This window comes from Streptomyces odontomachi, assembly GCF_024435355.1.
In the GTDB taxonomy this organism is placed as follows: Bacteria; Actinomycetota; Actinomycetes; order Streptomycetales; family Streptomycetaceae; genus Streptomyces; species Streptomyces odontomachi.
Map to the genome: position 1 here is coordinate 892,996 of NZ_JAMJWG010000001.1, position 24,021 is coordinate 917,016.

The 24,021-nt window shown below is 72.0% G+C and carries 19 protein-coding genes, 1 tRNA gene and 1 pseudogene; 14 read left to right on the top strand and 7 right to left on the bottom strand.

Annotation, left to right across the window (positions count from 1 at the left end; all coding sequences use genetic code 11):
• Window positions 1–5 precede the first annotated feature (5 nt).
• The 5 genes from NQO67_RS03765 (at window position 6) to NQO67_RS03785 (ending at window position 5,629) form a co-directional block, all read left to right on the top strand.
• Window positions 6–1,133, top strand: coding sequence for a mandelate racemase/muconate lactonizing enzyme family protein (locus tag NQO67_RS03765; RefSeq protein WP_255946271.1), 1,128 nt, complete (start codon window positions 6–8; stop codon window positions 1,131–1,133).
• Complete coding sequence (locus tag NQO67_RS03770) at window positions 1,130–2,572, top strand: aldehyde dehydrogenase family protein (protein ID WP_255946273.1); 1,443 nt, start codon at window positions 1,130–1,132, stop codon at window positions 2,570–2,572. Before NQO67_RS03765 ends, NQO67_RS03770 begins: the two co-directional genes overlap by 4 nt.
• Complete coding sequence (locus NQO67_RS03775; protein ID WP_255946275.1) at window positions 2,569–3,195, top strand: bifunctional 4-hydroxy-2-oxoglutarate aldolase/2-dehydro-3-deoxy-phosphogluconate aldolase; 627 nt, start codon at window positions 2,569–2,571, stop codon at window positions 3,193–3,195. Before NQO67_RS03770 ends, NQO67_RS03775 begins: the two co-directional genes overlap by 4 nt.
• A 69-nt stretch (window positions 3,196–3,264) precedes the next feature.
• The gene (locus tag NQO67_RS03780; RefSeq protein ID WP_255946277.1) at window positions 3,265–3,954 is read left to right on the top strand and encodes a GntR family transcriptional regulator; all 690 of its coding nucleotides are present in this window, start codon (window positions 3,265–3,267) and stop codon (window positions 3,952–3,954) included.
• A 286-nt stretch (window positions 3,955–4,240) separates the two neighbouring features.
• Window positions 4,241–5,629 carry an ABC transporter ATP-binding protein gene (locus NQO67_RS03785; protein ID WP_255946279.1) on the top strand — a complete coding sequence of 463 codons (1,389 nt, stop codon included), beginning with the start codon at window positions 4,241–4,243 and terminating at the stop codon, window positions 5,627–5,629.
• Window positions 5,630–6,058: 429 nt separating this feature from the next.
• On the opposite strand, the pseudogene mptB reads toward NQO67_RS03785, so the two are convergent.
• The 5 genes and pseudogenes from mptB to NQO67_RS03810 form a co-directional block, all read right to left on the bottom strand.
• Window positions 6,059–6,784: pseudogene (gene mptB / locus NQO67_RS44155) on the bottom strand (polyprenol phosphomannose-dependent alpha 1,6 mannosyltransferase MptB); the annotation flags it as partial.
• Between the two features lie 140 nt (window positions 6,785–6,924).
• The gene (locus tag NQO67_RS03795) at window positions 6,925–7,848 is read right to left on the bottom strand and encodes a putative protein N(5)-glutamine methyltransferase (protein WP_255946281.1); all 924 of its coding nucleotides are present in this window, start codon (window positions 7,846–7,848) and stop codon (window positions 6,925–6,927) included.
• A gap of 232 nt (window positions 7,849–8,080) precedes the next feature.
• Entirely contained in the window at window positions 8,081–9,031 is a 951-nt protein-coding gene (locus NQO67_RS03800; RefSeq protein ID WP_255946283.1) for a ribose-phosphate diphosphokinase, read from the bottom strand.
• 95 nt (window positions 9,032–9,126) lie between these two features.
• Window positions 9,127–9,876, bottom strand: a complete 750-nt coding sequence (locus NQO67_RS03805; protein ID WP_255946285.1) for an MBL fold metallo-hydrolase — start codon at window positions 9,874–9,876, stop codon at window positions 9,127–9,129.
• A gap of 325 nt (window positions 9,877–10,201) precedes the next feature.
• The gene (locus NQO67_RS03810; protein WP_255946287.1) at window positions 10,202–11,272 is read right to left on the bottom strand and encodes a LacI family DNA-binding transcriptional regulator; all 1,071 of its coding nucleotides are present in this window, start codon (window positions 11,270–11,272) and stop codon (window positions 10,202–10,204) included.
• Window positions 11,273–11,708: 436 nt separating this feature from the next.
• Here NQO67_RS03810 and NQO67_RS03815 point away from each other — a divergent pair, with 436 nt between their 5' ends.
• The 6 genes from NQO67_RS03815 to NQO67_RS03840 all read left to right on the top strand — a co-directional run bounded on the left by NQO67_RS03815 (window position 11,709) and on the right by NQO67_RS03840 (window position 20,153).
• Window positions 11,709–13,031: an ABC transporter substrate-binding protein gene (locus NQO67_RS03815; protein ID WP_255946289.1), complete on the top strand. Its 1,323-nt coding sequence runs from the start codon at window positions 11,709–11,711 to the stop codon at window positions 13,029–13,031.
• A 117-nt stretch (window positions 13,032–13,148) separates the two neighbouring features.
• Entirely contained in the window at window positions 13,149–13,973 is an 825-nt protein-coding gene (locus NQO67_RS03820; protein ID WP_255946764.1) for a carbohydrate ABC transporter permease, read from the top strand.
• A complete protein-coding gene (locus NQO67_RS44160; protein ID WP_255946291.1) occupies window positions 13,970–14,881 on the top strand; it encodes a carbohydrate ABC transporter permease in 912 nt (303 codons plus the stop codon). The genes NQO67_RS03820 and NQO67_RS44160 overlap by 4 nt, the downstream gene beginning before the upstream one ends.
• Before the next feature lie 50 nt (window positions 14,882–14,931).
• Window positions 14,932–16,317 (top strand): glycoside hydrolase family 5 protein, encoded by a 1,386-nt coding sequence (locus NQO67_RS03830; RefSeq protein ID WP_255946293.1) that lies wholly within the window; start codon window positions 14,932–14,934, stop codon window positions 16,315–16,317.
• Entirely contained in the window at window positions 16,314–17,405 is a 1,092-nt protein-coding gene (locus NQO67_RS03835; protein ID WP_255946295.1) for a mandelate racemase/muconate lactonizing enzyme family protein, read from the top strand. The genes NQO67_RS03830 and NQO67_RS03835 overlap by 4 nt, the downstream gene beginning before the upstream one ends.
• A 297-nt stretch (window positions 17,406–17,702) precedes the next feature.
• Window positions 17,703–20,153 (top strand): SpoIIE family protein phosphatase, encoded by a 2,451-nt coding sequence (locus tag NQO67_RS03840; protein ID WP_305125265.1) that lies wholly within the window; start codon window positions 17,703–17,705, stop codon window positions 20,151–20,153.
• 58 nt (window positions 20,154–20,211) lie between these two features.
• Here NQO67_RS03840 and NQO67_RS03845 read toward each other — a convergent pair whose 3' ends face one another.
• Window positions 20,212–20,673 (bottom strand): HIT family protein, encoded by a 462-nt coding sequence (locus NQO67_RS03845; RefSeq protein ID WP_255946298.1) that lies wholly within the window; start codon window positions 20,671–20,673, stop codon window positions 20,212–20,214.
• Window positions 20,674–20,897: 224 nt separating this feature from the next.
• On the opposite strand from NQO67_RS03845, the gene NQO67_RS03850 reads away from it, so the two are divergent.
• Window positions 20,898–20,985: transfer RNA gene (locus NQO67_RS03850), tRNA-Arg, on the top strand.
• 72 nt (window positions 20,986–21,057) lie between these two features.
• On the opposite strand, the gene xynC is transcribed toward NQO67_RS03850, so the two are convergent.
• Window positions 21,058–22,278, bottom strand: a complete 1,221-nt coding sequence (gene xynC / locus NQO67_RS03855; RefSeq protein ID WP_255946300.1) for a glucuronoarabinoxylan endo-1,4-beta-xylanase XynC — start codon at window positions 22,276–22,278, stop codon at window positions 21,058–21,060.
• 554 nt (window positions 22,279–22,832) lie between these two features.
• On the opposite strand from xynC, the gene NQO67_RS03860 reads away from it, so the two are divergent.
• Window positions 22,833–23,486, top strand: coding sequence for a phosphotransferase family protein (locus NQO67_RS03860; RefSeq protein WP_255946301.1), 654 nt, complete (start codon window positions 22,833–22,835; stop codon window positions 23,484–23,486).
• Window positions 23,487–23,748: 262 nt separating this feature from the next.
• A complete protein-coding gene (locus NQO67_RS44525; RefSeq protein WP_374118892.1) occupies window positions 23,749–24,003 on the top strand; it encodes a hypothetical protein in 255 nt (84 codons plus the stop codon).
• Window positions 24,004–24,021: the final 18 nt, after the last annotated feature.

Genomic DNA, 24,021 nt, shown 5'->3' on the forward strand with positions numbered 1-24,021 from the left:
GTGCTGTGGGGTCACGGATCGCGAGCAGCCGGGTTCGGGTACTGCGGGCCGAGGCCCATGACGGAATCGCCATGTCGTTCTCCGCGCTACGGCACCGGAGCATGGTGCTGGTCGAGCTGACCGACCCGAGCGGACTGGTCGGCCGCGGCGAGAGCTGGGTCAACTTCCCGCACTGGGCACCCCACGAGCGGCTCGCCACCCTGCGCGAAGGCGTGCTGCCGCTGCTCGACGGCGAGGACGGCGACCGCGTCGCGGCAGTACAGGCGAAGCTCGTCGAGGCGCTGGCCCCGCTGGGCCGCCAGTGGGGCGCCCCCGGGCCGGTGTTCCAGGCCATCAGCGCGGTCGACGTGGCGCTGTGGGACCTCAGGGCACGCCGGGCGGGCTGCTCGATCGCCGACCTCGGCGCCGGCCGGGTCCGCGACGAGATCGGTGTCTACGCCAGCAGCCTGGGCCCGACCGGAGTCGCCGAGCTGGCGGCCCGCTGCCGGGACCAGGGCTTCACCGCGGTGAAGGTCAAGCTCGGCTTCGGCAGGCAGATCGACGACGCCAACCTGGCGGCGGTCCGTCGGGTCTGCGGTGCCGACGTCGACGTGTTCGCCGACGCCAACCAGGGCTGGTCCCTCCAGGAGGCGATCGACGCCGCGCCGATGCTGCGCGAACACGGCGTCGCCTGGATCGAGGAGCCGGTGCGCGGCGACCGGCTGCCCGACCTGGAGCGGCTCCACGACCGAACCGGCCTCACCATCGCCACCGGAGAGAACGTGTACGGCCGCGCCGACTTCTGGTCCTACGTGGACTCACCCGCCGTGGCCATCGTGCAGCCCGACCTGTCCAAGACGGGCGGCCTGACCGAGGCGCTGGCCGTCTGCACCCTGGCCGGCGCCCGGGGCAAACGCGTCGCACCCCACCTGTACGGCGGTGCGGCCGCCTTCCTGGCGACCCTGCAACTGGCCGCCATGTGCCCCTCGGTGTGCGTCGTCGAATACGACGTCCGGCACAACCCGCTGCGTGACCCGCTGCTGCACCGGCCACCCCACCCCGTCGACGGCCGACTTCGCCTGCCCGCCGGGCCGGGCCTCGGCGTCGAGTTCGACACCGCCGCACTGGACAAGTATTCGGAGCCGCACTCATGACACAGACCCAGACGACCCTTCCGGGACACGCCGTCCCCGGGCTGCCCGAGCCACGGCAGCCCTGGCCGGTCGACGTGGTCGAGCCGGCCACCGGCGCCGTGCTCGCCAGCTACGTCGGCGGTGGCCGCGCGGACGCGGCGCTGGCGGTCGACGCCGCATCGGCCGCGCTGCCCGACTGGTCCGCCACCCCGACCCCGCGCCGCGCCGCCGCCCTGCTGGCGATCGCCGCGGCACTGCGCACCCCGGACGTCACCGAGGAACTCGCCGTGCTGACCGCACGGGAGACCGGCAAACGGCTCGCGGAGGCCCGCGCCGAAGTGGGCATGTCCGCCGGCTTCTTCGAGTGGTTCGCCGCGGCCGTCCAGGGCCGGACCGCACACCAGCTCGACGTCGTCCCCGGCATCCGGCACGAGGTGAACTCTCGCCCGCTCGGCGTGGTCGCCGTGGCCACGCCGTGGAACTTCCCGCTGTCCATCCCCGCCCGCAAGATCGCTGCCGCGCTGGCCGCCGGGTGCACGGTGCTGTTCAAGCCTTCCGAGGTGGCCGCCGGTTCCGCGCTCCGGCTCGCCGAGATCGTCGCCGGGCAGGTGCCGAGCGGTGCGCTGTGCACCCTGCTGGGCGACGGCGCCGCGATCACCGAGACCTGGATCGACGACCCGCGGGTGCGCGGCATCAGCTTCACCGGATCCACCCGCGTCGGACTGCTCGTCGCGGAACGCGCCCGGCACAGCCTCACCCGGCCGGTGCTCGAGCTCGGGGGCAACGCCCCGTTCGTGGTGCTCGACGACGCCGATCCGACGGACGCGGTCGAGCTGATCAACGGCGCGAAGTACCGGAACAACGGCCAGTCCTGCATCGCTGCCAACACCGCCTGGGTGCCGCGCCGCATGCTGGACACGGTCGTCGAGGCACTGCTGGACACGGCCGGCTCGCTCGTCCTCGGTGACCCGCTCGACCCCGCCACCACGCTGGGCGCGCTGGCGCTGCCGTCCGACCCCGCGCGCGTCGACGAACTGGCCGAGGACGCCCGGCGGCGCGGCGCCACCGTGCACCGACCGGGCCCCGCGGCCCCGGGGCAGGGGCAGTTCGCCCGTCCCGCGATCGTGGTCGACCCGCCACGGGACGCCCGCGTGGTCACCGAGGAGAGTTTCGCGCCCGTGCTGCCGGTGCTGCCCTACGACGACGTCACCGAGGTCATCGAGGCGACCCGGGCCTGCGATCTCGGGCTCGCCGGCTATGTCGCCACCCGTGATCCCGACCGCGGCAGGCGGATCGCGGCGGCGCTGGACGTCGGTATCGCCGGCGTCAACACGGCGACGCCCAACAGCCCCCATGTGCCGTTCGGCGGCCTGAAACTCAGTGGCCTCGGTTGGGAGGGCGGACAGGCGGGCCTGGACGCCTTCCTCGCGCCGCAGACGATCGCGGTGGCCGGCCGGTGAACCGACCGGACCTGCCCGAAGTCGTGGCCATCCTGCGCGGCCTGGCGCCCGAACGCGCCGTACCGGCGGTCGGCGCCCTGGTCGACGCCGGCATACGGGCCTTCGAGATCACCATGAACAGCCCGGGCGCCCTCACCTCCATCGAACGGCTCGCCGCCCGGTACGGCGCGGACGTCCGGGTCGGCGCCGGAACGGTGCGGTCCGTGGACCAGGTGGGCCAGGTCGCCGCGGCGGGCGGCACGTTCGCCCTGTCGCCGCACACCGACACCGGCATCATCGCCGCATGCCGCGAATCCGGGCTGCTGTCCGTGCCCGGCGCCTTCACGCCCACCGAGATCGAGCACGCCTGGCGCAGCGGAGCGGACGTCGTCAAGGTCTTCCCGGTGCAACCGGCCGGCCCCGGCTACCTGCGGGCCGTGCGCGATCCCCTGGACGACGTGCCGTTGCTGGCCTGCGGCGGCCTCACCGCGGAGGTGGGCCGGGAGTGCCTCGCCGCCGGGTGCGTCTCGCTGGGCGTCGGGCTCGGCCTCTTCGACGCCGACGCGGTGGGCCGGGACGACTGGGCGGCCCTGGGCCGCTCGGCAGCCGGCTATCTCGAGGCCCTCGGCCCGAGGCGACCGTAGGATCATGGCACCCTGTTCATCACCCGGGCGCCGATCGCAGCCGTGCCGGCGGCCGACGTGAGGAGAGACGTGGAGGGAACGCGGGTGGACGAACTGGCGCCGTTGCGTACCTCGGAGCGCATCACCGACGCCGTCTACGAGTCGCTGCGCCAGGCCATCTTCTCCGGGACGCTGCCCCCGGGCACGAAGCTGAGCGTGCCCGGCCTCGCCGAACGCCTCCGGGTGAGCCGGAGCCCGGTCAGGGAGGCCGTCGTACGGCTCACCTGGGACCGGCTGGCCGTCGAGGAGCCACGACGCGGCGCCGTGGTCGCCCGGATAGACCCGGCGGACCTCGCCGAACTCTACGAGGTGCGCGAGGTGATGGAGGGCGTCGCCGCACGGCTGGCCGTGCAGCGCGGCGGACCGCACCTGGTGGCCGAGCTCGACCGGATCCTGCGCAAGCACCAACAGGCGGTCGCGCTGGGCAATCTGGCCGAGCACGCCGAGCTCGACATGAGCTTCCACAGCAAGATCAGGGAGGCCGGCGGCAACCGCCATGTCATCCGTACCCTGGACGAGATCCAGGCCCAGGTACGGCTGGCCATGGTCACCACGACGGTGACCTCGGGCCCGAGCACTGCCGTCGACGATCACCGCCGCATCGTCGAGGCGATGCGCAGCGGTGACGCGGACGCCGCAGAGGCGCACGCCCGGACGCACATCGCGCGACTCAAGCACGCCCTGAGCCACCAGGAACCCCTCGCTCCCGAAGCCTCCTGAGCCTTCTGAGCCCTCTGAGTGCTGTCGGAAGCCCCCTCCGTCTCCTCCGCCGGAGTGGGCCGTGCGCGCGGGGACGACCTGCCGCCCGACACCGCGCAATCTGAACTCCCCGTGAGAATCGGCGCTGCCGGCACGCCCGCCGCATCACTTCAAGCGCGTTGTCTTGACACTGCACCGGCTCGATGACTGGATGTGCCCTGACATCGCTGATTCCTGCTCACTTTTCCGCTTACGTCTCAAAAGCAGCAGCAGGTTCTTTTGGCATATCTTCGGTCCGGGGGGAGAGATGGGAAGCAGTATCGGCCTGAGACAGGTGAGCAAGGTCTTCCCGGGCGGGCAGCTGGCCGTCGAGCGGGTCTCGCTCGATGTGGAACCGGGAGAGTTCCTGGTCATCCTCGGTCCGTCCGGATGCGGAAAGTCCACGTTGCTGAGGATGATCGCCGGTCTCGAGGAGATCTCCGAGGGGGAGTTGGAGATCGACTCCGAGCCGGCCAGCCACCTGCCGCCCGCCCACCGTGACGTTGCCATGGTGTTCCAGAACTTCGCGCTGTACCCCAGCATGCGCGCCGCCGACAACGTGGGGTTCCCGCTGCGGATCTCCGGCCGCACCGAGGAGGAGGTCAACGCCCGCGTCAACGACATGGCGCGCATGCTCAGCCTCGAGGACCTGCTCGGGCGGTACCCCTCCCAGCTGTCCGGTGGCGAACGCCAGCGGGTCGCGATGGGCCGCGCGGTCATCAGGCGACCGTCGATCTTCCTCATGGACGAGCCGCTGTCCAACCTCGATGCGAAACTCCGCCACCAACTGCGCAGCGAAATCCTCGGTGTGACCCGGCAGACCGGCGCCACCACGGTCTACGTGACCCACGACCAGTCCGAGGCCATGTCGCTGGGCGACCGGGTAGCCGTCATGCGCGGCGGGGTGCTCCAGCAAGTGGACACCCCCAGAGCCGTCTACGCCCGGCCCGCCAACGTCTTCGTCGCCGCCTTCGTCGGCGTCCCCCGCATCAACCTGCTGCACGGCACCGTGATCGCCCCGCTCGGCGGCGCCATGGCGGTCGACCTCGGTGAGCAGCGGCTGACGCTGCCCCAACCGCTCTCCCGCGACCACCAGCTGCTGCGGATCCAGCAGAACCGCCCGCTGCTCATCGGACTGCGCGCCGAATCGGTGCGGGTCGCACCGCCCGACCAGGCGGCACCCTACGAGGCGCCGCTCAGCGGAACGGTCCAACACGTCGACTACCAGGGCCACGAGACGCTGCTGCACCTGACCGTCGGCGCCCGCGCCGCCGAGGTGCCCGACCTGGACCGGCCCGGGGCCCGCCGCAGGGCCCGCGTCGCCCGGAACACCCGGCCGGCCCGCGGCAGCTCCCGTCTCCAGGTCCGACGCCTGGCGGCCGCCGCCCTGCGCCGCGCCGACGGTGGGGGGTCCGCGTCCGGCGCCCCCGGCGCGGAGACCGCGACCGTCTCCGGGCCTTCCGCGACGGCGTCCGCGACCGCGATGACGCTCGGCGACGCGGCGGGCGAACTCGTCGTACGAGCCGTGCCGCACGCCCAGCCGGTACGCGGCGACCGGCTGCCGCTCCTCGTCGACCTGCGCAGCATGCTCGTCTTCGACCAGGCCGGCAACCGCATCTGCCCGGCACCGTCCCAGCAGCCGAACCTGGAGCTCTAGGTGTGCTGACCGGACAGGTTGGCGACGCCATGCACGCCCTCTCGCCGCACCGGGCACAAGCCCACGTACATCCAGTACGCGGACTCGCGCCCGCCGCGCCGAGAGCACGCACCTGACGCCGCCAGGCCGCCCTTCGGGCAACGACGGGAGTTTGACGACAGGACCTAGACACCGCCAGGACAACGGCACGTTCGGTGGGGAATCGCACGCCAGCGGACGGCGCCAGAGCGTGTCAGGGCACGCGTGAGGCAGGAGACGACCGGGCCCGGGCCTGTGGCCAGGGCGTCGTGGTGGCGCCGGATCGGCGGCAATGGGCCGGGCGACCGTGTACCGCCGAGTGCCGGGCGCACCCCGGTTGCCCGGCCGGCACCCGCTCAACGCCGCCAGCGGTCCCGCGCCGAGCAGCGCGAGCATCACCGCGTCGTTGTGCGCACCGCCCACCAGATGCCGGAGCACCGGCGGGTTGAGACCGCCGAGCCAGCGCGCGGCGGCCGGATCGGAGCCGCACCGCCGGGCCAGCACCGGCAGGAGGGCGACCATCGTCGCCACCCCGGCCGGCACGAGCAACCGCATCCCCGGCAGCCCGACCGGCGCCAGGAGTCCCGCAAGAGCCAGGAACGCCGACCCGTAGGGTGCCGGGGTGCCGCGCCACGTCGGCGCGACACCGGCGACGGGTGGGCCCCGGAGCCGGTCGGGACCGGCGGCGTACACGTCCACGTGCGCGTGCGCCATCGCGCCCTGGGCGAGGTAGCCGTAGACGTCCCTGCTGAACAGCGGCGGCGCCAGCACCAGCGGCACGGCCCAGATCACCAGCGTGATCGGAGTGCCGGTGGCGACGGCCCGGCCTGGGCCCCGCTTCGGCCCCGGTGGCCCCTCCCCCCAGCCGGTCCAGGCCCCACCAGGCCCCGATGAGCAGCACCAGACCGAAGTACGAGCCGCACAGGGCCGGCGCGTGAGGGCCGGCCGACGACACCGGCATGTCCCGCATGGCGAGCGCCCCCGCACCACCCAGGCTCCCGAGCGCCGATGCCGTAAATCCCACGAGCCCGAGCAGCCGGCACACCCTGACGTTCGACCGGCACGCCCTGGTGTTCCACGCGGCGGAGAGCCTGCTTGCCGCGCATGACGGGCACGCCCATGCGGGGCGGCGGCCACCTTACGGGTCGCCCGCGGTCGGGCGCCGGGTCGGGAGACGGCTGGCGCCGGCTCGCGGGATGGCGGGCGCCGGTGGACATGGCAGCCGGGCGCCGGTGGGGGAGCGGTGGGCGCGGAGGCGACGACGGAGGGGCGGTGGCTCAGCGGGGTGGGGTGTGGCCGCCGGCCGGCCGCGTGCCGATGACGACGGTCGAGCCGAACTCCGCGGAGTCGGCCACCCGCACGTCAAGACCGCCGAGAGTGAAGGCGCGCGCCGCCGAGGGGGCCTGACGGCGGCTCGTCTCGACGAACAGCCGGCCACCCGGCGCCAGCCACTCGTGCGCCCCGTCGACCACCCGGCGCAGCACGTCGAGCCCGTCCGTGCCGCCGTCGAGCGCGACCAGCGGCTCATGCACCCGGGCCTCCTGCGGCAGCAGCCCGATGTCGCCGCTGGGCACGTACGGCACGTTGGCGGCGAGCAGGTCGACCCGGCCGCGCAGGGCGCCGGGCAGCGGGGCGTACAGGTCGCCCTCGTACACCGTGCCGGTGGGCAGGTTACGGCGGGCGCAGCGCACCGCGGCCGGGTCGACGTCCGCCGCATGCAACTCGGCCCCGTCCAGCGCTGCGCCGAGCGCCGCCGCCAGCGCACCGGTGCCGCAGCACAGGTCGAGGACGACGGGGCGGGCCGGGGCGAGCGCGACGGCCGTGGAGACGAGGAACTCGGTGCGCCGGCGGGGCACGAAGACGCCGGGGTCGACCGCGATCCTGAGCCCGTGGAACTCCGCCCAGCCCACGACCTGCTCCAGCGGGAACCCGGCCACCCGCCGCTCGACCATCGCGGCCAGCTCCGCCGGAGTGCGGGCCGCGGCGTGCAGCAGCCGTGCCTCGTCCTCGGCGAACACGCAGCCCGAGGCCCGCAACCGCGCCACGATCGCGGCGGGACCGGGCGCATCGAGGGCGGCCGGCGATGGCGTGGGGGAGGAGCCCAGGGCGCCGGAGGGGTCCTGGGCGTCATGGGAGGGATGAGCGTCGCCGGCGGCGGGATCGGGACCGGGCAGCCGGGCGGACGAAGAAGATACCGACATGGAACTGGGGAGCCTTTCGACGGGAAGCCGAGGGTGCTCCGCGGTCTCCTACGCCGAGGCGGTCGGACGGCCGTGACGAGGGAGCACCCCACCGTGCACTGCGGTAATGGGTCTCACCTCCTTGGGACGTCCCTGCTGGGCCCGGCCACCCTACCCGACGCCACGGAGGCGCGGCCCGGCCGCCCCCGTCGCGCCCCCCGGCGCGCCGGGGATCGCACCCGGTGGCCGGGGATCACACCTCGGCCGCCTCGAAGAGCGCGCTCACCGACTCACCGTTGTGGATGCGCCGCACCGCCTCCGCCAGCGCCGGGGCGATCGACAGGATCCGCAGCTTGGGCGTGTGGTCCTCCTTCGGCACCGGCACCGTGTTGGTGCAGACGATCTCCAGCACGTCGGGCTGCTGGGAGAGCCGGTGCAGCGCGCCGGCCGAGAACAGGCCATGCGTGCAGGCCACCCGGATCGAGCGCGGCCGCAGCTCACGCAGCCTTTCCAGCAGCTCCAGGACGGTGCTGCCCTTGGCGATCTCATCGTCCAGGACGATCACGTCCCGGTCGGTGATCTCGCCTATCACGGAGCTGATGCTCACCCGGTCGTCCGCGAACCGCTGCTTCGCCCCCGCCGCCACCTGCGCGCCGAGCATCCGGGCGAACGCGGCGGCCTCCTTGGCGTTGCCGAGGTCGGGGGAGACGACGGTGGCCCGCGACAGGTCGTGGCTGCGGAAGTGCGCCGCCAGCTCGCGCAACGCGTGCAGATGGTCGACCGGCACCGAGAAGAACCCGTGCACCTGCGGGGAGTGCAGGGTCATCGCCAGCACCCGGCTGGCGCCGGCGGAGACCAGCAGATCGGCGACGAGGCGTCCGCCGAGGGAGATACGCGGTGCGTCCTTCTTGTCCGAGCGGGCGTAGGAGTAGTGCGGCATGACGACGGTGATGCGTGCCGCCGAGGCCCCGCGGGCGGCGTCGCACATCATCAGCAGTTCCACCAGATGCTCCTGCACCGGCGCGACCAGCGGCTGGATCAGGAAGACGTCCCGTTCCCGGCAGTTGGCCTGCAACTGCACTTCGAGGCAGTCGTTGGCGAACCGGCTGACCCGTGCCGGAGACAGTGGCACCCCCAGGTGCGAGCAGACCTCTTCGGCTAGTTCCCGGTGGGCGCTACCGCTGAACACGGCGATGTCACGCACGGACTGCTCCTCGCTGTTCCTGCCGGCCCGTACATGATCGGCCGGGCTGCTCCGCCATGCTACTGAGCCGGCCGGCACGTCCGGCGGTGGGCCGCTCAGGCCGCCCGCTCGTGGGCCAGTTGCGCGGCCGCGGGGACGGAGCCGCGGTGCAGGGGGCCGTGCCCCGGCAGCAGCGTGTCACCGGCCAGCTTCTCGATGGTCCGCAGTGACTCCCGGGCCGTCGCCCGGTCCCGGTCGAACATCGCCGGCAGCAGTTGGGGTCCGCGGGTGCGCGAGGTGGGGTGCCCGCTGACCAGCGCATCGCCCGAGATCACGATCCCTTGGTCGGGCAGGTGGTAGACGCAGTGGCCCAGGGTGTGCCCCGGAGTGTGCACCGGCACCGGCCGCCCGGGCAGGTCCAGCGGACCGGCTGCCGGGAAGGGCTGCGGGGCGCTGACCCGGACGTCCGTCAGCGCGCCGGCGCGCAGGACGTGCACGAGCCAGCGCGACACGCCGGGCCGCCAGGCGTTGGCCACCGCGCGGCCGGCGGAGAGCTGGTGGAGGAACTCCCGCCGCGCATGCGGCACCTCCGCCTCGTGCAGGTACACCGGTACCGCGTGGCCGCTGCTGAGGAACTCGACCGAACCCAGATGGTCCACGTGCGCATGGGTGACGAGGACCGCCGCCACCGATTCGGGGCGATGCCCGAGTGCCGCCAGCGACTCCAGCAGCAGGGCGCGGTCGCCCGGGTACCCGGTGTCGATCAACGTGACGGCGTCGCCTTCGGAGAGGATCACCCAGTTGGTGTTGCTCCCGTGCACCAGGTGCACGCCCTCGGACGCCTGGACGATGCTGTCGGAGCGCATGGTCCTCCCATCTGGCCCTGACCGGGAGCGCCGGCCCGGACCGCCGGCCGTCCCGTGGCGAACGGACCGCCACGAGGCTAGTGCGGTAACCGGAAAGGTTCACCGGCTCGCGGCGCCCTGCACGGCACCTCGCCGCGTTGTCACATCGCCCGAGTACATCCCGTACACGGGCGATGCTCCGCCTTGCGATGCACCGCACGCCGCGAGCTTCCGGCAAACCTTCCCGGCCACAGCACTAGACAATCACAGCACCCCTCGCCAACCGCCTCGCCGACGGACCGTTCCGCCGCGACGCTTTCCGGTCAGCTGCCCGGACGTCCGGACGCTACGAAGGCGTGGGCGCCGGGTCCTCGGGCTGCGCGCCCGAGCCGATCACCCCGCGCACCCGCGTGGGGGCGGCCGCGCACGAGGCGCGCCGCACCAGCCGGGTCGGCAGCGTGAGCTGCCGCTCGGCGGGCGACCGGCCGGCGAGGAGGTCCAGCAGCATCTCCACCGCGCGCTGACCCATGAGTTGCAGCGGCTGCTCGACGGTGGTGAGGGCCGGCTCGACCGCGGTGCTCTCGGGGACGTTGTCGAAGCCGATCACCGACAGGTCGTCGGGCACCCGCATGCCGAGGGTCAGCGCGGTCTCCATGGTGTTGATCGCCGTCACGTCGTTGGCGGCGAAGACGGCGGTCGGCCGGTGCGGCAGCGTCAGCAGGGAGCGGACGGCGTCGGCCGACTCGCTCTCGTGGTAGCCGGCGTTGCGCACCAGCTCCGGGTCGAAGGGGACGCCGGCGGCGGCCAGGGCGCTGCGATAGCCCTCCTCACGCTGCTTGCCCGAGACCAGGTCGCGCGGCGGACGGCCGAGGAAGGCGATCCTGCGGTGCCCCAGGCCGAGCAGGTGCTCGACGGCGAGCCTGGCGCCGTGCACGTTGTCGGCCTGCACCGTCCAGGCACCGTCCTCCCCGGTGTGCGGGTCGACCGCGACGACCGGCGAGGCCTCCTGCCCGGTGGGCGCCGTGGGCGTCACGAGCACCGCCCCGTCGATCAGCGTTCCCAACAGCCGGGAGAGATAGCGACGCTCCCAGCCGATCCGGCCGGCCGGGTCCGCGCCGGTGGAGTACACCACCAGCTCGTAGCCGGTGCCCCGCAGGGCGCGCGCCGCTCCCTTCAGCAGTTCCGCGCTGTAGGGCTCTATGGCCCACACCAGGATGCCGATCACGTTGGTGCGGTGGTTGCGCAGGCTGCGCGCCACGATGCTGGACTCGTAGCCCAGCTCGTCGATGGCCGCGCGCACCCGCTCCAGGGTGCTCCGGGCCACCCCATGGCGTTCGTTGAGCACCTTGGAAACGGTCGCGACGGACACGCCCGCCTGCGCTGCGACCTCCCGGATGGTGACGCGGTTGCTCCTCACGGCCGGAATTGTACGGGCCGTCAGGCGGATAGAAAACGTTATCGATAACGATTGACATGTCTGTTCCCGGACGAGCACGATGGCGGTCGCCGCGGTGGAACACCCCGTTGCGGCACGGAACTTGTCCCCGCCGACACGGCGGCACGAGAGGCGCCGCACGCCGGACGGCCATGCGTCCAGGAGTCCGGTGCACAGCTGCACCTGAGCGGACAACGGGCCGGAAGGAGGCCGCACATGACGCCGATGACGAGATTTCGATCTTGCGGGCGCCCGCTCGGCCGGAGCGCCTGCGCCCCACGAGGCCGGCCACTACGATCCGCAGGCGACGCGTGGGCGCGGCCACCGGCACCCCTGCGCCGCTGGCCGCTGCCGCGTCGGAACCCCCATCCCAAACTCCCGGTCACACCGGTGTGACCGGGGAGAGAGGCGGACAGCGATGACGGCATCGGTCACCCCTCGTAGGACCGTGCTGGCGGCGGGCCTCGCCACCCTGGTCGGCGGCGCGCTGACCGGCTGCGGCAGCTCGGGACCGGAGTCCGGCGACGCCGGAGGCGACGCCCCCTCGGCATGGATCATCGACGGCGTCACGGCACAGGTGTTCAACAACTCCTTCACGGCCTGGGGCGACGCGCACCCCGACCAGAAGTTCACGGTCCAGTCGTTCGCCAACGACCCGTACAAGCAGAAGATCCGCACCGCCGTCGGCGCGGGACAGGCGCCCACCCTGATCTACAACTGGGGCGGCGGCACGCTGGCCTCCTACGTGCGGGCCCACAAGGTCGACGACCTGAGCGACCTGGCGGCCGACCCGAAGCTGAAGGGCCGGTTCCTGCCCTCGATCGCAGCCGGCGGCCGGATCGGCGGCAAGACGTACGCGATGCCGAACAACGGCGTCAAGCCGGTGATGATCTACTACAACAAGGACCTGTTCCGGAAGATCGGCGCGGAGCCCCCCACGTCCTGGGCCGCCCTCATGGACCTGGTGCCCGCGTTCAAGCAGGCCAAGATCGCGCCGTTCGCCGTCGCCGGCCAGGCCAAGTGGCCGCTGCTGCCGTGGCTCGCCTACCTGATGGACCGGATCGGCGGCCCCGGCGTGATGAACGACATCCTCGCCGGCAAGGACAGGGCCTGGTCCCATCCGGCCGTGACCGACGCCAACCACAAGATCCAGGCCCTGGTGGACGCCGGCGGCTTCGTCGATGACTTCGCCTCCCTCACCACCGACAGCGGCGCCGACGTGGCCCTGCTCTACACCGGCAAGGCCGCGATGACGCTGGGCCTGCCGGCCGCCTACCAGACCGTGCAGGAGGGCGACCCGGGGTTCATCAAGGACGGCAAGCTCGGCTACGCGCCCTTCCCGACGGTCGACGGCGGCTCCGGAGACCCCGGGAACGTCGTCGGCAACCCGTCCAACTACTGGTCGATCTCGGCGGATGCGAGCGACGCGCAGAAGGAGGCCGCCCGCGCCTACCTCAAGGGCGGCCTGCTGAACGGCGCGTACGCGCACGACCTGCTCACCGCCGGCAACGTCCCCCCGGTGGCGGGCGCCACGTCGAAGATCGCCGGCTCCAGCGACCCCGACTACTTCACCGCGGTCTACGACATGTCCGCCAAGGCGCCGCACTTCGCCCTCTCCATGGACCAGGCACTCAGCCCCAAGGCGGGCGACGCGGTGCTGACCAACCTCCAGCAGATCTTCCTCAAGCAGATCACCCCCAAGGAGTTCGCGGACCACATGAACGCCACCCTGCGAAGCTGAGATCGAGTCGACGTGACGGCCCTGCACCCCCGTACCCCCGCGACCCCACCACCCCGGTCCGTGCCACGCCGTCGCCGGGACGGCGCGAACGGGCTGCTCGTCCTGCCGGCACTGGCCATGTTCGTCGTCTTCGCCCTGCTGCCGCTGGCCGGTGCCGTCATCCTCAGCCTCACCCGCTGGGACGGCCTGGGCGCCATCGGTTGGGCGGGGCTGGCCAACTGGTCCGGTGTGGTGAAGGACCCGGTCACCGGCCACGCCCTGCTGCTCACCTTCAAGATCATGGTGGTGTCCTGGCTGGTGCAGACCCCGATCAGCCTGCTGCTCGGGGTCTTCACCGCCGGCACCCAGCGCTACCGCGCCGTTCTCGCCGCCCTGTACTTCGTGCCGCTGCTGCTGTCCTCGGCCGCGGTCGCCCTGGCCTTCAAGGCCATCCTCGACCCGCACTTCGGCATCGGCGCGGCGCCGGGCCTCGGCATGCTCGCGCAGAACTGGCTGGGCGACCCCGATCTCGTCCTCTACGTGGTGATCTTCGTGATCGCCTGGCAGTTCGTGCCCTTCCACACCCTGCTGTACCAGGCCGCCGTACGGCAGATCCCCGTCTCGCTCTACGAGGCGGCCACCATCGACGGCGCCGGCCGGCTCCAGCAGTTCCGCCACATCACGCTGCCGCAGCTGCGGGGCACCTTCATCACCTCGTCGACCCTGATGGTCACCGGCTCGCTCACCTACTTCGACGTGGTCTTCGTGCTCACCGGCGGCGGACCCGGCAACGCCACCCGGCTACTGCCGCTGGACATGTACCTCACCGGTTTCACCGCGAACGACATGGGCGCGGCGAGCGTGCTGGCGGTGCTCCTGGTCGTGATCGGGCTCGCCCTCGCCCTCGCCCTGACCAGGTTCACCGGCTTCAGCCGGATGCGCAGCGAACAGGAGGGGCTGTGACGGCCCAGGCACCCACCACCTCCGCACCGCATCCCGGGACCCGGGCCGCCGGCCGGCATCCGACGGGTCCCACGCGCCGCCGCGGCGCCCGGCGCCGCCGCCCCAACGTCCCGGCAGCCGTCGGCGGGTTCGTCTGGCTGGCCGTCATCATCCTGCCCGTCTACTTCGTCGTCCTGAGCAGCCTGCGCGACCAGGCCGGGTTCTTCACCACCAACCCGCTGGCCCCCACCGCCGACCTCACCCTGCACAACTACGCGCTGGTGCTCCAGGGCGGCTTCGGGCGCTACTTCCTCAACAGCGTGACCATCACGGTCGCCTCGGTGGTGGTGACCGTGGTCCTCTCCCTCATGGCCGGCTACGCGATCGTGCGCGGCCGGGGCCGGCTGGTGCGCTCGGCGTTCTCGATCTTCCTGGTGGGGCTCGCCGTCCCCGTGCACGCGACGATCATCCCGCTCTACTACATGATCACCCGCGCCCATCTCTACGACAGCCTGCTCGCGCTGATCCTGCCGTCGATCGGTTTCGCCGTGCCGATCACCGTCCTGATCCTCGCCAACTTCATCCGGGACATCCCCAAGGAGCTGTTCGAGTCGATGCGGCTGGACGGCGGCACCGACTGGCACATCCTGCGGCACCTCGTCGTCCCGCTCGCCCGGCCGGCCGTCGTCACCGTCGCCATCTACGACGCGCTGCACGTGTGGAACGGCTTCCTCTTCCCGCTGATCCTCACCCAGAGCCCCAGCCAGCGGGTGCTGCCGATGGCCCTGTGGACGTTCCAGGGCGAGTTCACCATCAACGTGCCCGCGGTGCTGGCGGCGGTGATCCTGTCGACGTTGCCCATGTTCGCCGCCTACCTCGTCGGGCGCCGCTACCTGGTCCGCGGGCTGACCGCGGGCTTCAGCAGATGACCGGCACACCTCCCGGCGGCCCACCGCCGCGGCACGCAAGGAGCATCCACATGAACGACGCGTCCGTGCTGATCCACGTCGACGGCGACCACCTCGCCACCGCGGCGGGCACCCCCGTGCGGCTGCGTGGCGTGGGCCTCGGCGGCTGGATGAACATGGAGAACTTCATCACCGGCCACGCCTCCACCGAGGAGCTCCAGCGGGCCGCGCTGCGCCGCATCCTCGGCGAGGAGGCCACCCACGCCTTCTTCGAGCGGTTCCTGGACGTGTTCTTCACCGACGCCGACGCGGCGCTGCTCGCGGGCCTGGGCATGAACTGCGTCCGCGTGCCGTTCCACTACCGGTACTTCGAGGACGACCAGCGCCCGATGGAGCTCAAGAAGGAGGGCTTCGCGCTGCTGGACCGGGTGGTCGACACCTGCGCGCGGCACGGCCTGTACACGGTGCTCGACCTGCACGCCGCGCCCGGTTTCCACAACCAGCGCTGGCACAGCGACAACCCCACCCACCGCTCGTTCTTCTGGACCCACCGGCACTTCCAGGACCGGGTGGTGCACCTGTGGGAGGCGCTGGCCGAGCGCTACCGCGACAACCCCTGGGTGGCCGGCTACAACCCGCTCAACGAACCCGCGGACTCCGAGGGCCGCAGCATCGGGCCGTTCTACGCCCGGCTGCACGCCGCGATCCGCGCCGTCGACCCGCATCACGTGATCTTCCTCGACGGCAACCGGCACGCCACCGACTTCCAGGTCTTCGGCGATCCGTGGCCGAACACCGTCTACACCGTCCACGACTACGCGCTCGCCGGCTTCGCCGACAGCGGCGAGTACCCCGGCCCGTCCCGCGGTCACCACGTGGACCGCGCCTTCCTGGAAGACAGGTTCCTGACCCGTGCCGCCTACATGCGCAGCACCGGCACCCCCATCTGGGTCGGCGAGTTCGGCCCGGTGTACAGCGGCGACGAGCAGCGTGACGCGTCCCGCTACCGGGTGCTCGCCGACCAGCTCGGCATCTACGACGCGTACGGCGCCGGCTGGAGCCTGTGGACCTACAAGGACATCGGCCTGCAAGGTCTGGTGCACCCGCCGGCCGACGCCCCGTACGTGCGCCGCATCTCCCCGGTGCTGAAGAAGAAGGCCCGGCTGGGCGTGGACGTGTGGGGCGGGACCGACGAGGGCGTGCGGCACCTCCTCGAACCGATCGAGCGGACCGTCGCCGAGGAGTTCCCCGCCTTCGACCCGCCGCCCTTCGGCGCCCGGCAGTGGATCCACGTCCTGGTGCGGCACATCCTGCTGGCCGAGCCCATGGTCGACGACTACGCCCGCTGCTTCGTGGGGCTCGACGCCGACGGCATGCGCGCACTCGCCGACTGCTTCGCGCTGGAGAGGTGCGCGGTGCGCACGCCGCTCGCGGACGTGCTGCGGGAGCACCTGTGAGGATCGCCCGTATCGAAACGCTGCTGCGCGGGCCGCTCGCCGTGGTCCTGGTGCACACCGACGACGGGCTCACGGGCATCGGGCAGACCGCGCCGTACGAGGCCGCGGGCAGCGTCGAGATCCTGCACACCATGATCGCGCCACACTTCCTGGGCCGCGATCCCTGGGACGTGGAGGCGCTCGTCGACGCCTGCCTGCGGACGCACTACAAGTTCCCCGGCAGCTTCGTGCACCGGGCGCTGGCCGGCGTCGACACCGCCCTGTGGGACATCCTCGGCAAGGCCGTCGGCCGGCCGGTCAGCAAGCTGCTCGGCGGGCACGCCCGTGCTTCGGTGCCGATGTACGCCTCCAGCATGCGGCGCGACATCGGACCCGAGGCGGAGGCGGAGCGGCTGGCGCAGGCCGTGGCCGACCACGGCTTCCGGGCGGTGAAGATCCGGGTCGGAGAGGCGATGGGCCGCGACGCCGACGCCGCACCCGGCAGGACCGAACGGATCGTCCCGCACACCCGCAGGGTCCTCGGCGACGCCGTCGAGATCTCCGCGGACGCCAACGGGGGCTTCTCGGTGGGCCGGGCCATCCGGGTCGGGCGGCTGCTGGAGGAGTACGGCGGCTTCCACTTCGAGGAGCCGTGCCCGTTTGCGGACCTCGAACAGACCGCGCAGGTGGCGGCGGCGCTCGACATCCCGGTCTCCGGAGGCGAGCAGGACTACTCGCTCGCCCAGTTCCACCGCATGATCACCGGCCGGGCCGTGGACATCGTGCAACCCGACATCGGCTACATCGGCGGCGTCTCGCGGGCCCGCAAGGTCGCCGTGCTCGCCGAGGCCGCCGGCATCCCCTGCACCCCGCACTGCGCCAACGACTCGTTGCTCCAGGTCTTCACCCTGCACCTCGCGGCGGCCCTGCCGACCTGCTTCCAGTACCAGGAGTGGAGCATCGAGAGCACCGCGTGGTCCCGGGGCGTCTACGCGCCGATGCTCGAGGTGATCGACGGCGCCGTCGCCGCCCCCACCGCGCCGGGGTGGGGCGTCGAGGTGGACCCGGAGTTCGTTCGCGCGGCCGAACGCCGCACCTCCGGCCTTTAGGCGCGCCGGGGCCCGCCGGGCGGAAGCGGACCGGGCGGCGCCGAGGGCGGCGAGCGGGCATTTTCGATCATGGCCGGTCGAGACCGGTGGGGCTTCCGGCGCGGGGCCCGCGCGGGGCCTGCGCGGCGCGTGCAGAACTGCGTGGTCATGGCATCCAAGGCGGTGGTGACCGGCCATGCCGGTAGATCCGGACGTCTTCGACCTTGAGGCGGTCACAAGGGGTGCGTAAGCGGCTCGAAAGCGCTGTAATGACGGATTGTGGTCACCGACGGCTCGACGGGACGGGGAACGAGGGCGTTGCGTGCCGAAATCGCGTTGGAAGCACTGTCCGCCGATCTTGATACCCAGGCCTGGACTCGGGCCGTCATCGAGCAGGTGCTCGTCTTCACGGACACCGCCCTCGCGGCCGTCTACCTGCCGGACGAATCCGGCGACGAGCTACGCCTGGCCTGCTCGGCGGGCGTGCCGCGGACGCTGTACTCGATCGCCGACCGCTATCCGGCCGACGGCGACGCACCCGTGGCCGCCGCCCACCGCGCGGGCGCACCACTGTGGCTGACCGCGGACGACCTGACCCGGCAGGCACCCGCCGCCCTTCAGGAGGCGTGGAAGAGCAACGGTGCCCAGGAGAGTGCCGCCAAGGACATGTCCCTCGCGGTGCTGCCGCTGAGGGGGGAGCGGGCCGCACAGGGGTGCCTGCTGGTCGTGGGGGACGGCCCGGACGGCTTCGGCGCGGCGGACCGGCACCACCTGGAGGTGTTCGCCGCGGCCCTCGCCGACCGGCCCCCGCCACGCCCGCCCACCCTGCCCGCGCAGGACGGCTCCACCGCCGCCAGCAGCTTCACCCTGGCGATGGACTCCGGCCGGGTCGACGTCGACGACCAGGTGCTGGAGCTGTTCGGTCTCGACCGGGACGCCTTCGACGGCCGGGTGGAGACGCTGCTGGCGCAGACCGTGCCGGAGGACCTGCCCACCCTGATGTCCGTCGTCGAGCCCGGGCACATGGCCATCGGCGACCGCGAGCTGGACTTCCGGATCCGGCGGCCGTCCGGCGAGCCGAAGTGGCTCAGGCTGCGCGGCCGGGTGCTGCCGCCCGACGAGGGCCTGCCGCCGCGCCTGCTGGGCACCGTCGTGGACACCTCCGACCTGCGCTCGCGCGCCGGCGACGTGTTCCGGGTGCAGCGGCTGGCGGCCGTGCTCGCCGCCGCCACCACCGTCCGTGACGTCGGCCAGGCCATCGTCACCGCCCTGCGGCACCCCCTGAAGGCCCATCGCGTCGCGCTCGCCGAGGTGGAGTCCGACCGTCTGGTGGCCACCGTCCTCGATCCGCCCGAGCCGGAGGCCTGGCCCGAGGTGTGGCGCACCGAATGGCGCTCGGAGTGGCCCGACGCGCCCATCCGGGCGATGCCCACCGTGGCGTCGGCCCTCCAGGAGGGGCGGCTGGTGTTCCGGGCCGCCGGCGCGGAGCTGGAGCCCGCCCTCGCCGAGGTGGGCCCCGGTGGCCTGGCCGTGCTGCCGCTGCCCGCCGCCGGCCGCACCGTCGGCGTCTGCCTGATCGGCTGGGACGAGCCGCATGCGCCCGGGTCCGACGAGCGGGCCCTGCTGACCGCCGCCGCGACGCTCGCCGGCCAGGAACTGGTGCGGGTGCACGCCCTCGACGCGGAGCACGAACTCGTCGGCACGCTCCAGCGCACGCTGCTGCCGCGCAGCCTTCCCGACCTGCCCGGCGGGCGCGCCGAGGCCCGTTACCTGCCCACCACGGTCGGCCTCGAAGTGGGCGGCGACTGGTACGACGTCATTCCCAGGCCGGACAGCCATGTGGCCCTGGTCATCGGCGACGTCCAGGGCCACAACGCGGGCGCTGCCACCCTGATGGGCCAGATGCGCACCGCACTGCGTGCCTACGCCGTCGAGGGGCACCCGCCGGACGTGGTGGTGTCCCACGCCAACCGGCTGCTCGTGGGCATGGAGAGCGACCTCTTCGCCACCTGCGTCTATGTCGACGTCGACATGGAGGAGGGCACCGCCTGGTGCGTACGGGCCGGGCATCTGCCGCCCGTGCTGCGTCACCCGGACGGCAGGACGGAACTGGTGGAGACCGAGGGCGGCCCGCCCCTCGGCGTGCTCGCCGAGGCCGACTTCCCCATGACACCGCTCCGCCTCCAACCCGGCGCGCTGCTCGTCCTCACCACCGACGGTCTGGTCGAGTCGTCCGAACTCGACATCGACGACGGGCTGCGCCAGCTCTCGGCCACGCTCGGCCAGTGCGACCCCGCCCACCTCGGCCTGGTCGCCGACGCCCTGCTCGGCCGCGGCAACCGCAACGACGACGTTGCCCTGCTGCTGCTCCGCTACGACGGCATGGCGGTGCGCCCGCTGCGGGAGAGCTGGACCATCTGGCGGGTGCCGGAGGCGCCCCGGCACGCCCGCCGCTTCATCAAGCGCACCCTGCGCGCCTGGAACGTGACGCGTGAACTCGACACCGTCCTGCTGGTCGTCTCCGAACTGGTCACCAACGCCCTGGTGCACACCGACGGTCAGGTACGCCTCGAGCTGACCCTCATCAACAACCGGCTGCGGGTCGCCGTCACCGACGCGTCACCGCGCACCCCCGTCAAACCGACCAGCATCGGCTGGGAGGCCACCGGTGGCCGCGGCATCCTCCTCGTGCAGGCCGTCTCGGACGCCTGGGGCACGCTGCCCGTCAGCGGCGGCAAACAGGTCTGGAGCGAGATCGAGGTGGGGTGAACGGCGCGTGCCGTGGCCGCCCGTGCCCCGGCCAGGGGCACGGGCGGCCGTCCCGACGTCACAGGCCCGAGCGCAGGCGCCCCACGAGCTCCGCCGCGTCCCGCGGTCCGCCGCGCGGCGCCTCGGGCCATTCGTCCACCCGCGTCCACCAGTAGGCCCGGGGCGTGCCGGGGTAGCGCGGCAGGAGGTGTACGTGCAGGTGGGGCACGTTGTCACCGATCACGGCCGCGTACACGTGCTCCGCGCCCGCAACCTCGCGCAGCGCACGTGCCGCCGTTGCGTTCCAGCGCCCGACGCAGGCGGCTTCGTCGTCGGTCAGGTCGCCGAGCCCGGCAGCGTGCCGGCGTGGTTCCACCAGCAGGTGCCCCAGGTACACCTGCTTTGCCTGCCCCGGTGAGTCCGGGCAGACATGAGACACCACCACCAGCTCGTCCTCGTACACCGCTCCACCGGGCGTCAGCCCGATGTCCCGGTGCTTGCCGCAGACGAAGCAGTCCGCCGAACCACCCTGATCCGCCATGGACCTGATGGTGGCTGACCGGTGGGCACGCCACCACCGTTTTCGACGGGAACGGCGGGGCGGTGGCCGGGCGATCCGTGCCGGCGAGCGCAGGTGGCAGGTGTTCACCGTCCGGGTTTCCAGCGGTGTCAGGCGCGGGTCAGCGATCCGTCATCGGGTCCGGGCACCATGGTGGTCAACGGAACCGGGGGAGGCCGAAGGCGGGCCGCACCAGGCGGTTCCCCGGAGAGGTACCCGAAGTGGCCCAACAGGGTCCGGGATTCGCGTCCCGGTCGGGTTCTGCCCGCGCAGGTTCGAATCCTGCCCTCTCCGCTGCGCGGCCGGTCACCGAAGTGTCGGTGGCCGGCCGCTCGGTGTCTGCCGACAGGTATGCGGCAGGGGTTCCTACTGGGTCACGAAGGTCGTCACGCTCTGAGCGGGAAGGCTGCCTGTGAAGGAGCCGTTCGACACGCTGATCCCGGCCTGGGACGCGACGTTCCTGCTGGAGTCCGTCAGCCAGGACGCGACGCTGGACGCCGTGCTGTTCGACAGGCTGAACTGCTGGCTGACCGTCGAGGAGTTCTTGTTGATGGCGACGATGACGATCTGGGAATTGGCGCCCTTGTATGCCGAGACGTAGACGTTCGACTGGGGGTTCGCGGTCACGTTGATCCGCACGGCACCGGGGCGGACGAACTTCGAGAACTGCGCCATGTTGGCGCCGCGCTTGCTGATCTGCCCGTCCTCCCGCATGGGGCCGTAGCTGCGCCGGATGTACCACCACACGTACGCCTGGAACTCGGCGTCCACCATGGCGTGGTGGATGTGCTCACTCACGTCGAGCGCCTCGGGCCAGGCGTCCGCCGAACTGCTGCTGTTGGGGTAGTAGACCTCGGTCATCCAGAGTTCCTTGCCCGCGCCCTTCTGCTGGAAGAGGGGGTAGGGGAAGTTTCCGTACGAGGTGCCGTAAAGGTGGGCCCCGAGAATGTCCATGTTGGCGAGTGCGGCCGAGTCGTTGAGAATCGGGTCGGACATGCTCTTCACGTACTGGAACGACTCCGGTGCGATGACCTTGGTGTTGATCGAGCCGGCGTTGTTCTTGAGGAAGTTGACTATCTCGGTGGACGTCCATGACGTCCAGTCGTTCGCATAGTCGGGCTCGTTCTGCACCGAGACGGCATACAGGTTGACGCCGTTGTTCTTCATGTACGTGGTGAAGTCGTTCAGGTGCTGCGCATAGGCGGCGTACGAGCTGTACTTCAGCCGCTTGCGGCCGGAGACGGTCTCCGTCATCGAAGAGGGGGGATTCCACGGCGAGGCGAAGACGATCGCCCCGAGCGCGGCTGCACGCTGCGCCGTCGCCACCTCCTTGCTCCAGTTCGACTGGTCCTCGTCGATGTGGATGCGCAGGATGGAGAATCCCAGTTGCCCCGTGCCGTTGCCGAATGCCGTGTCTCTCTGGGCGGCTGTCAGGTCGCTGATCCAGACCGGGTGGTTCATGCCACCGAAGCCCCGGATCGTCTGCCGCACCGCCGACGGGTCGACTACCACCGTGGCGGCCGCCGCGGACGGTGCTCCGGATGCCGCCCTGGCCGGGGTCGCGGCCAGGACGGGGAGCGCACCCATCGCGGCCAGGACGGACCTGCGACGTGCGTGTCCCGACCCGCTGGCTCCGTCGGCCGTGGATTCATTTCGATGTGACGCCATTATCCCACCTCTTGGACGTTGGTATTGCCCTGAACCCTCTCGATTCCACTGCCTGGTTGACGTTGTTCCGCCTGCCTCACCTCCTTGCGATTCAATTATGGGAGCGCTCCCATTTTGAATCGGAGCGTTCCTTTGTGGCGGTGCGCATTTCCGGTGTTGCCCGGACCCGGCCTTCGTGATGCCGGAAAGTCCGTCTTGGGGGCTGGGTGCCCGCACAAGGGCGTTCAGCATGGTGAACGGTGTGCATGATGCTGAGCGGTGGCACCGTAACGGCCCAACTCGCCACCGTCAATACGTCCCCCCATGGGCAGCGCGGGGTGGCGCAGGCGAGAGGCTCCCTTGTAGCGTCCCCGACGTGGGACCACGGTGCAGACCTGGCAGCAGCAGTGCAGCCGGCAGAGGGTGAAGAACCGCTGTCCGGCGGGCGGATCACGTGTGGCGTCGTGCGTGTCGGCGACACCGTTCGACGGCCGGTGACAGCGAGGTCCGCGTTCGTCGCCGAACTGCTCGGGCACCTCGAATCGCACGGTTTCGCCGGTGCACCGCGCTACCTCGGGCTCGACGACCGTGGCCGCGACACCTTCAGCTACGTGCCCGGATGGGTACCCGCCAGGTTTCGGACCTGGAGCCGTTCTCAGGTCGCCGCCGCCGGCGCACTCCTGCGATCACTCCACGAGGCCACCCGCGACAGCCGCCTTGCCGGAGCCCATCCGGTGGTGTGCCACCACGATCCGGGACCGAACAACGTCGTCTTCCGCGACGACCGCCCCGTGGCCTTCATCGACTTCGACACGGCGGCGCCCGGCCATCCCCTGGAAGACCTCGGCTACCTGGCCTGGACGTGGTGCGTCTCGTCCAGGCCACAGGCCCCACCGGTGCAGGCACAGGCCGCCCGGGTGCGGATCCTCGCCGACGCCTACGAACTCGACCGTCCCGACCGGGCCGCTCTCGTCGACGCCATGCTCGACCGCCAGATGCGCAACGCCGGCTGGTGGCGCCGGCAGCTCGACGCTCCCCGGCCGCGCGTGGCCGACGGCGAACTGATCCTCTCCCGCATCGCATGGTCGCTGCGCGAGCACCGGCACACCGCCGCCCACCGCCTTGTCTTCGCCACGGCGCTGCGCTGACGCCACCATGTCGTCCCCGGCCCATGACCACGGTTCATGGCTACGGGGTTCGTGACTACGGTGCATGGCCACGTCATGAGACGGTCCGGTGGTGTCGGAGATGCCGGAGATGATGAGCGGGGTGGCGGCGGCCTTGGCTGGGGCTTCGTCCCCTTCGTGGGCGCAGCGTGTTCGTGCCGGGCAGGACCTGGCTTCCTGCGCTGAGGTTCCCGAGGCAGCCGAAGCGTTGCTGAGGCTGTTGCTGGACGTCGAGGACACGGCCGTGACGCGCCGGACCGCCGAGGCCCTGGTCCGGGTGGGTTCGCTCGCCGCCGTCCGGCTCCTCGCACGAGCGGTGGCCGACGCCGACGACAATCATGCCGACTGGCTGGAGACCGGGGTGGGTGACGCACGCGCGGGAGAGCGGGGTGTGCCGGACATCGCGCCCGTCTGCGGGCAACTCGCTCACGACCCGGACGAAGCCGTTCGTCGGGGTGCCGCGGAGATCTCCGCATGGGCGGACGACATGAGCGGGTGACGCGGGCTGTACGGGCAT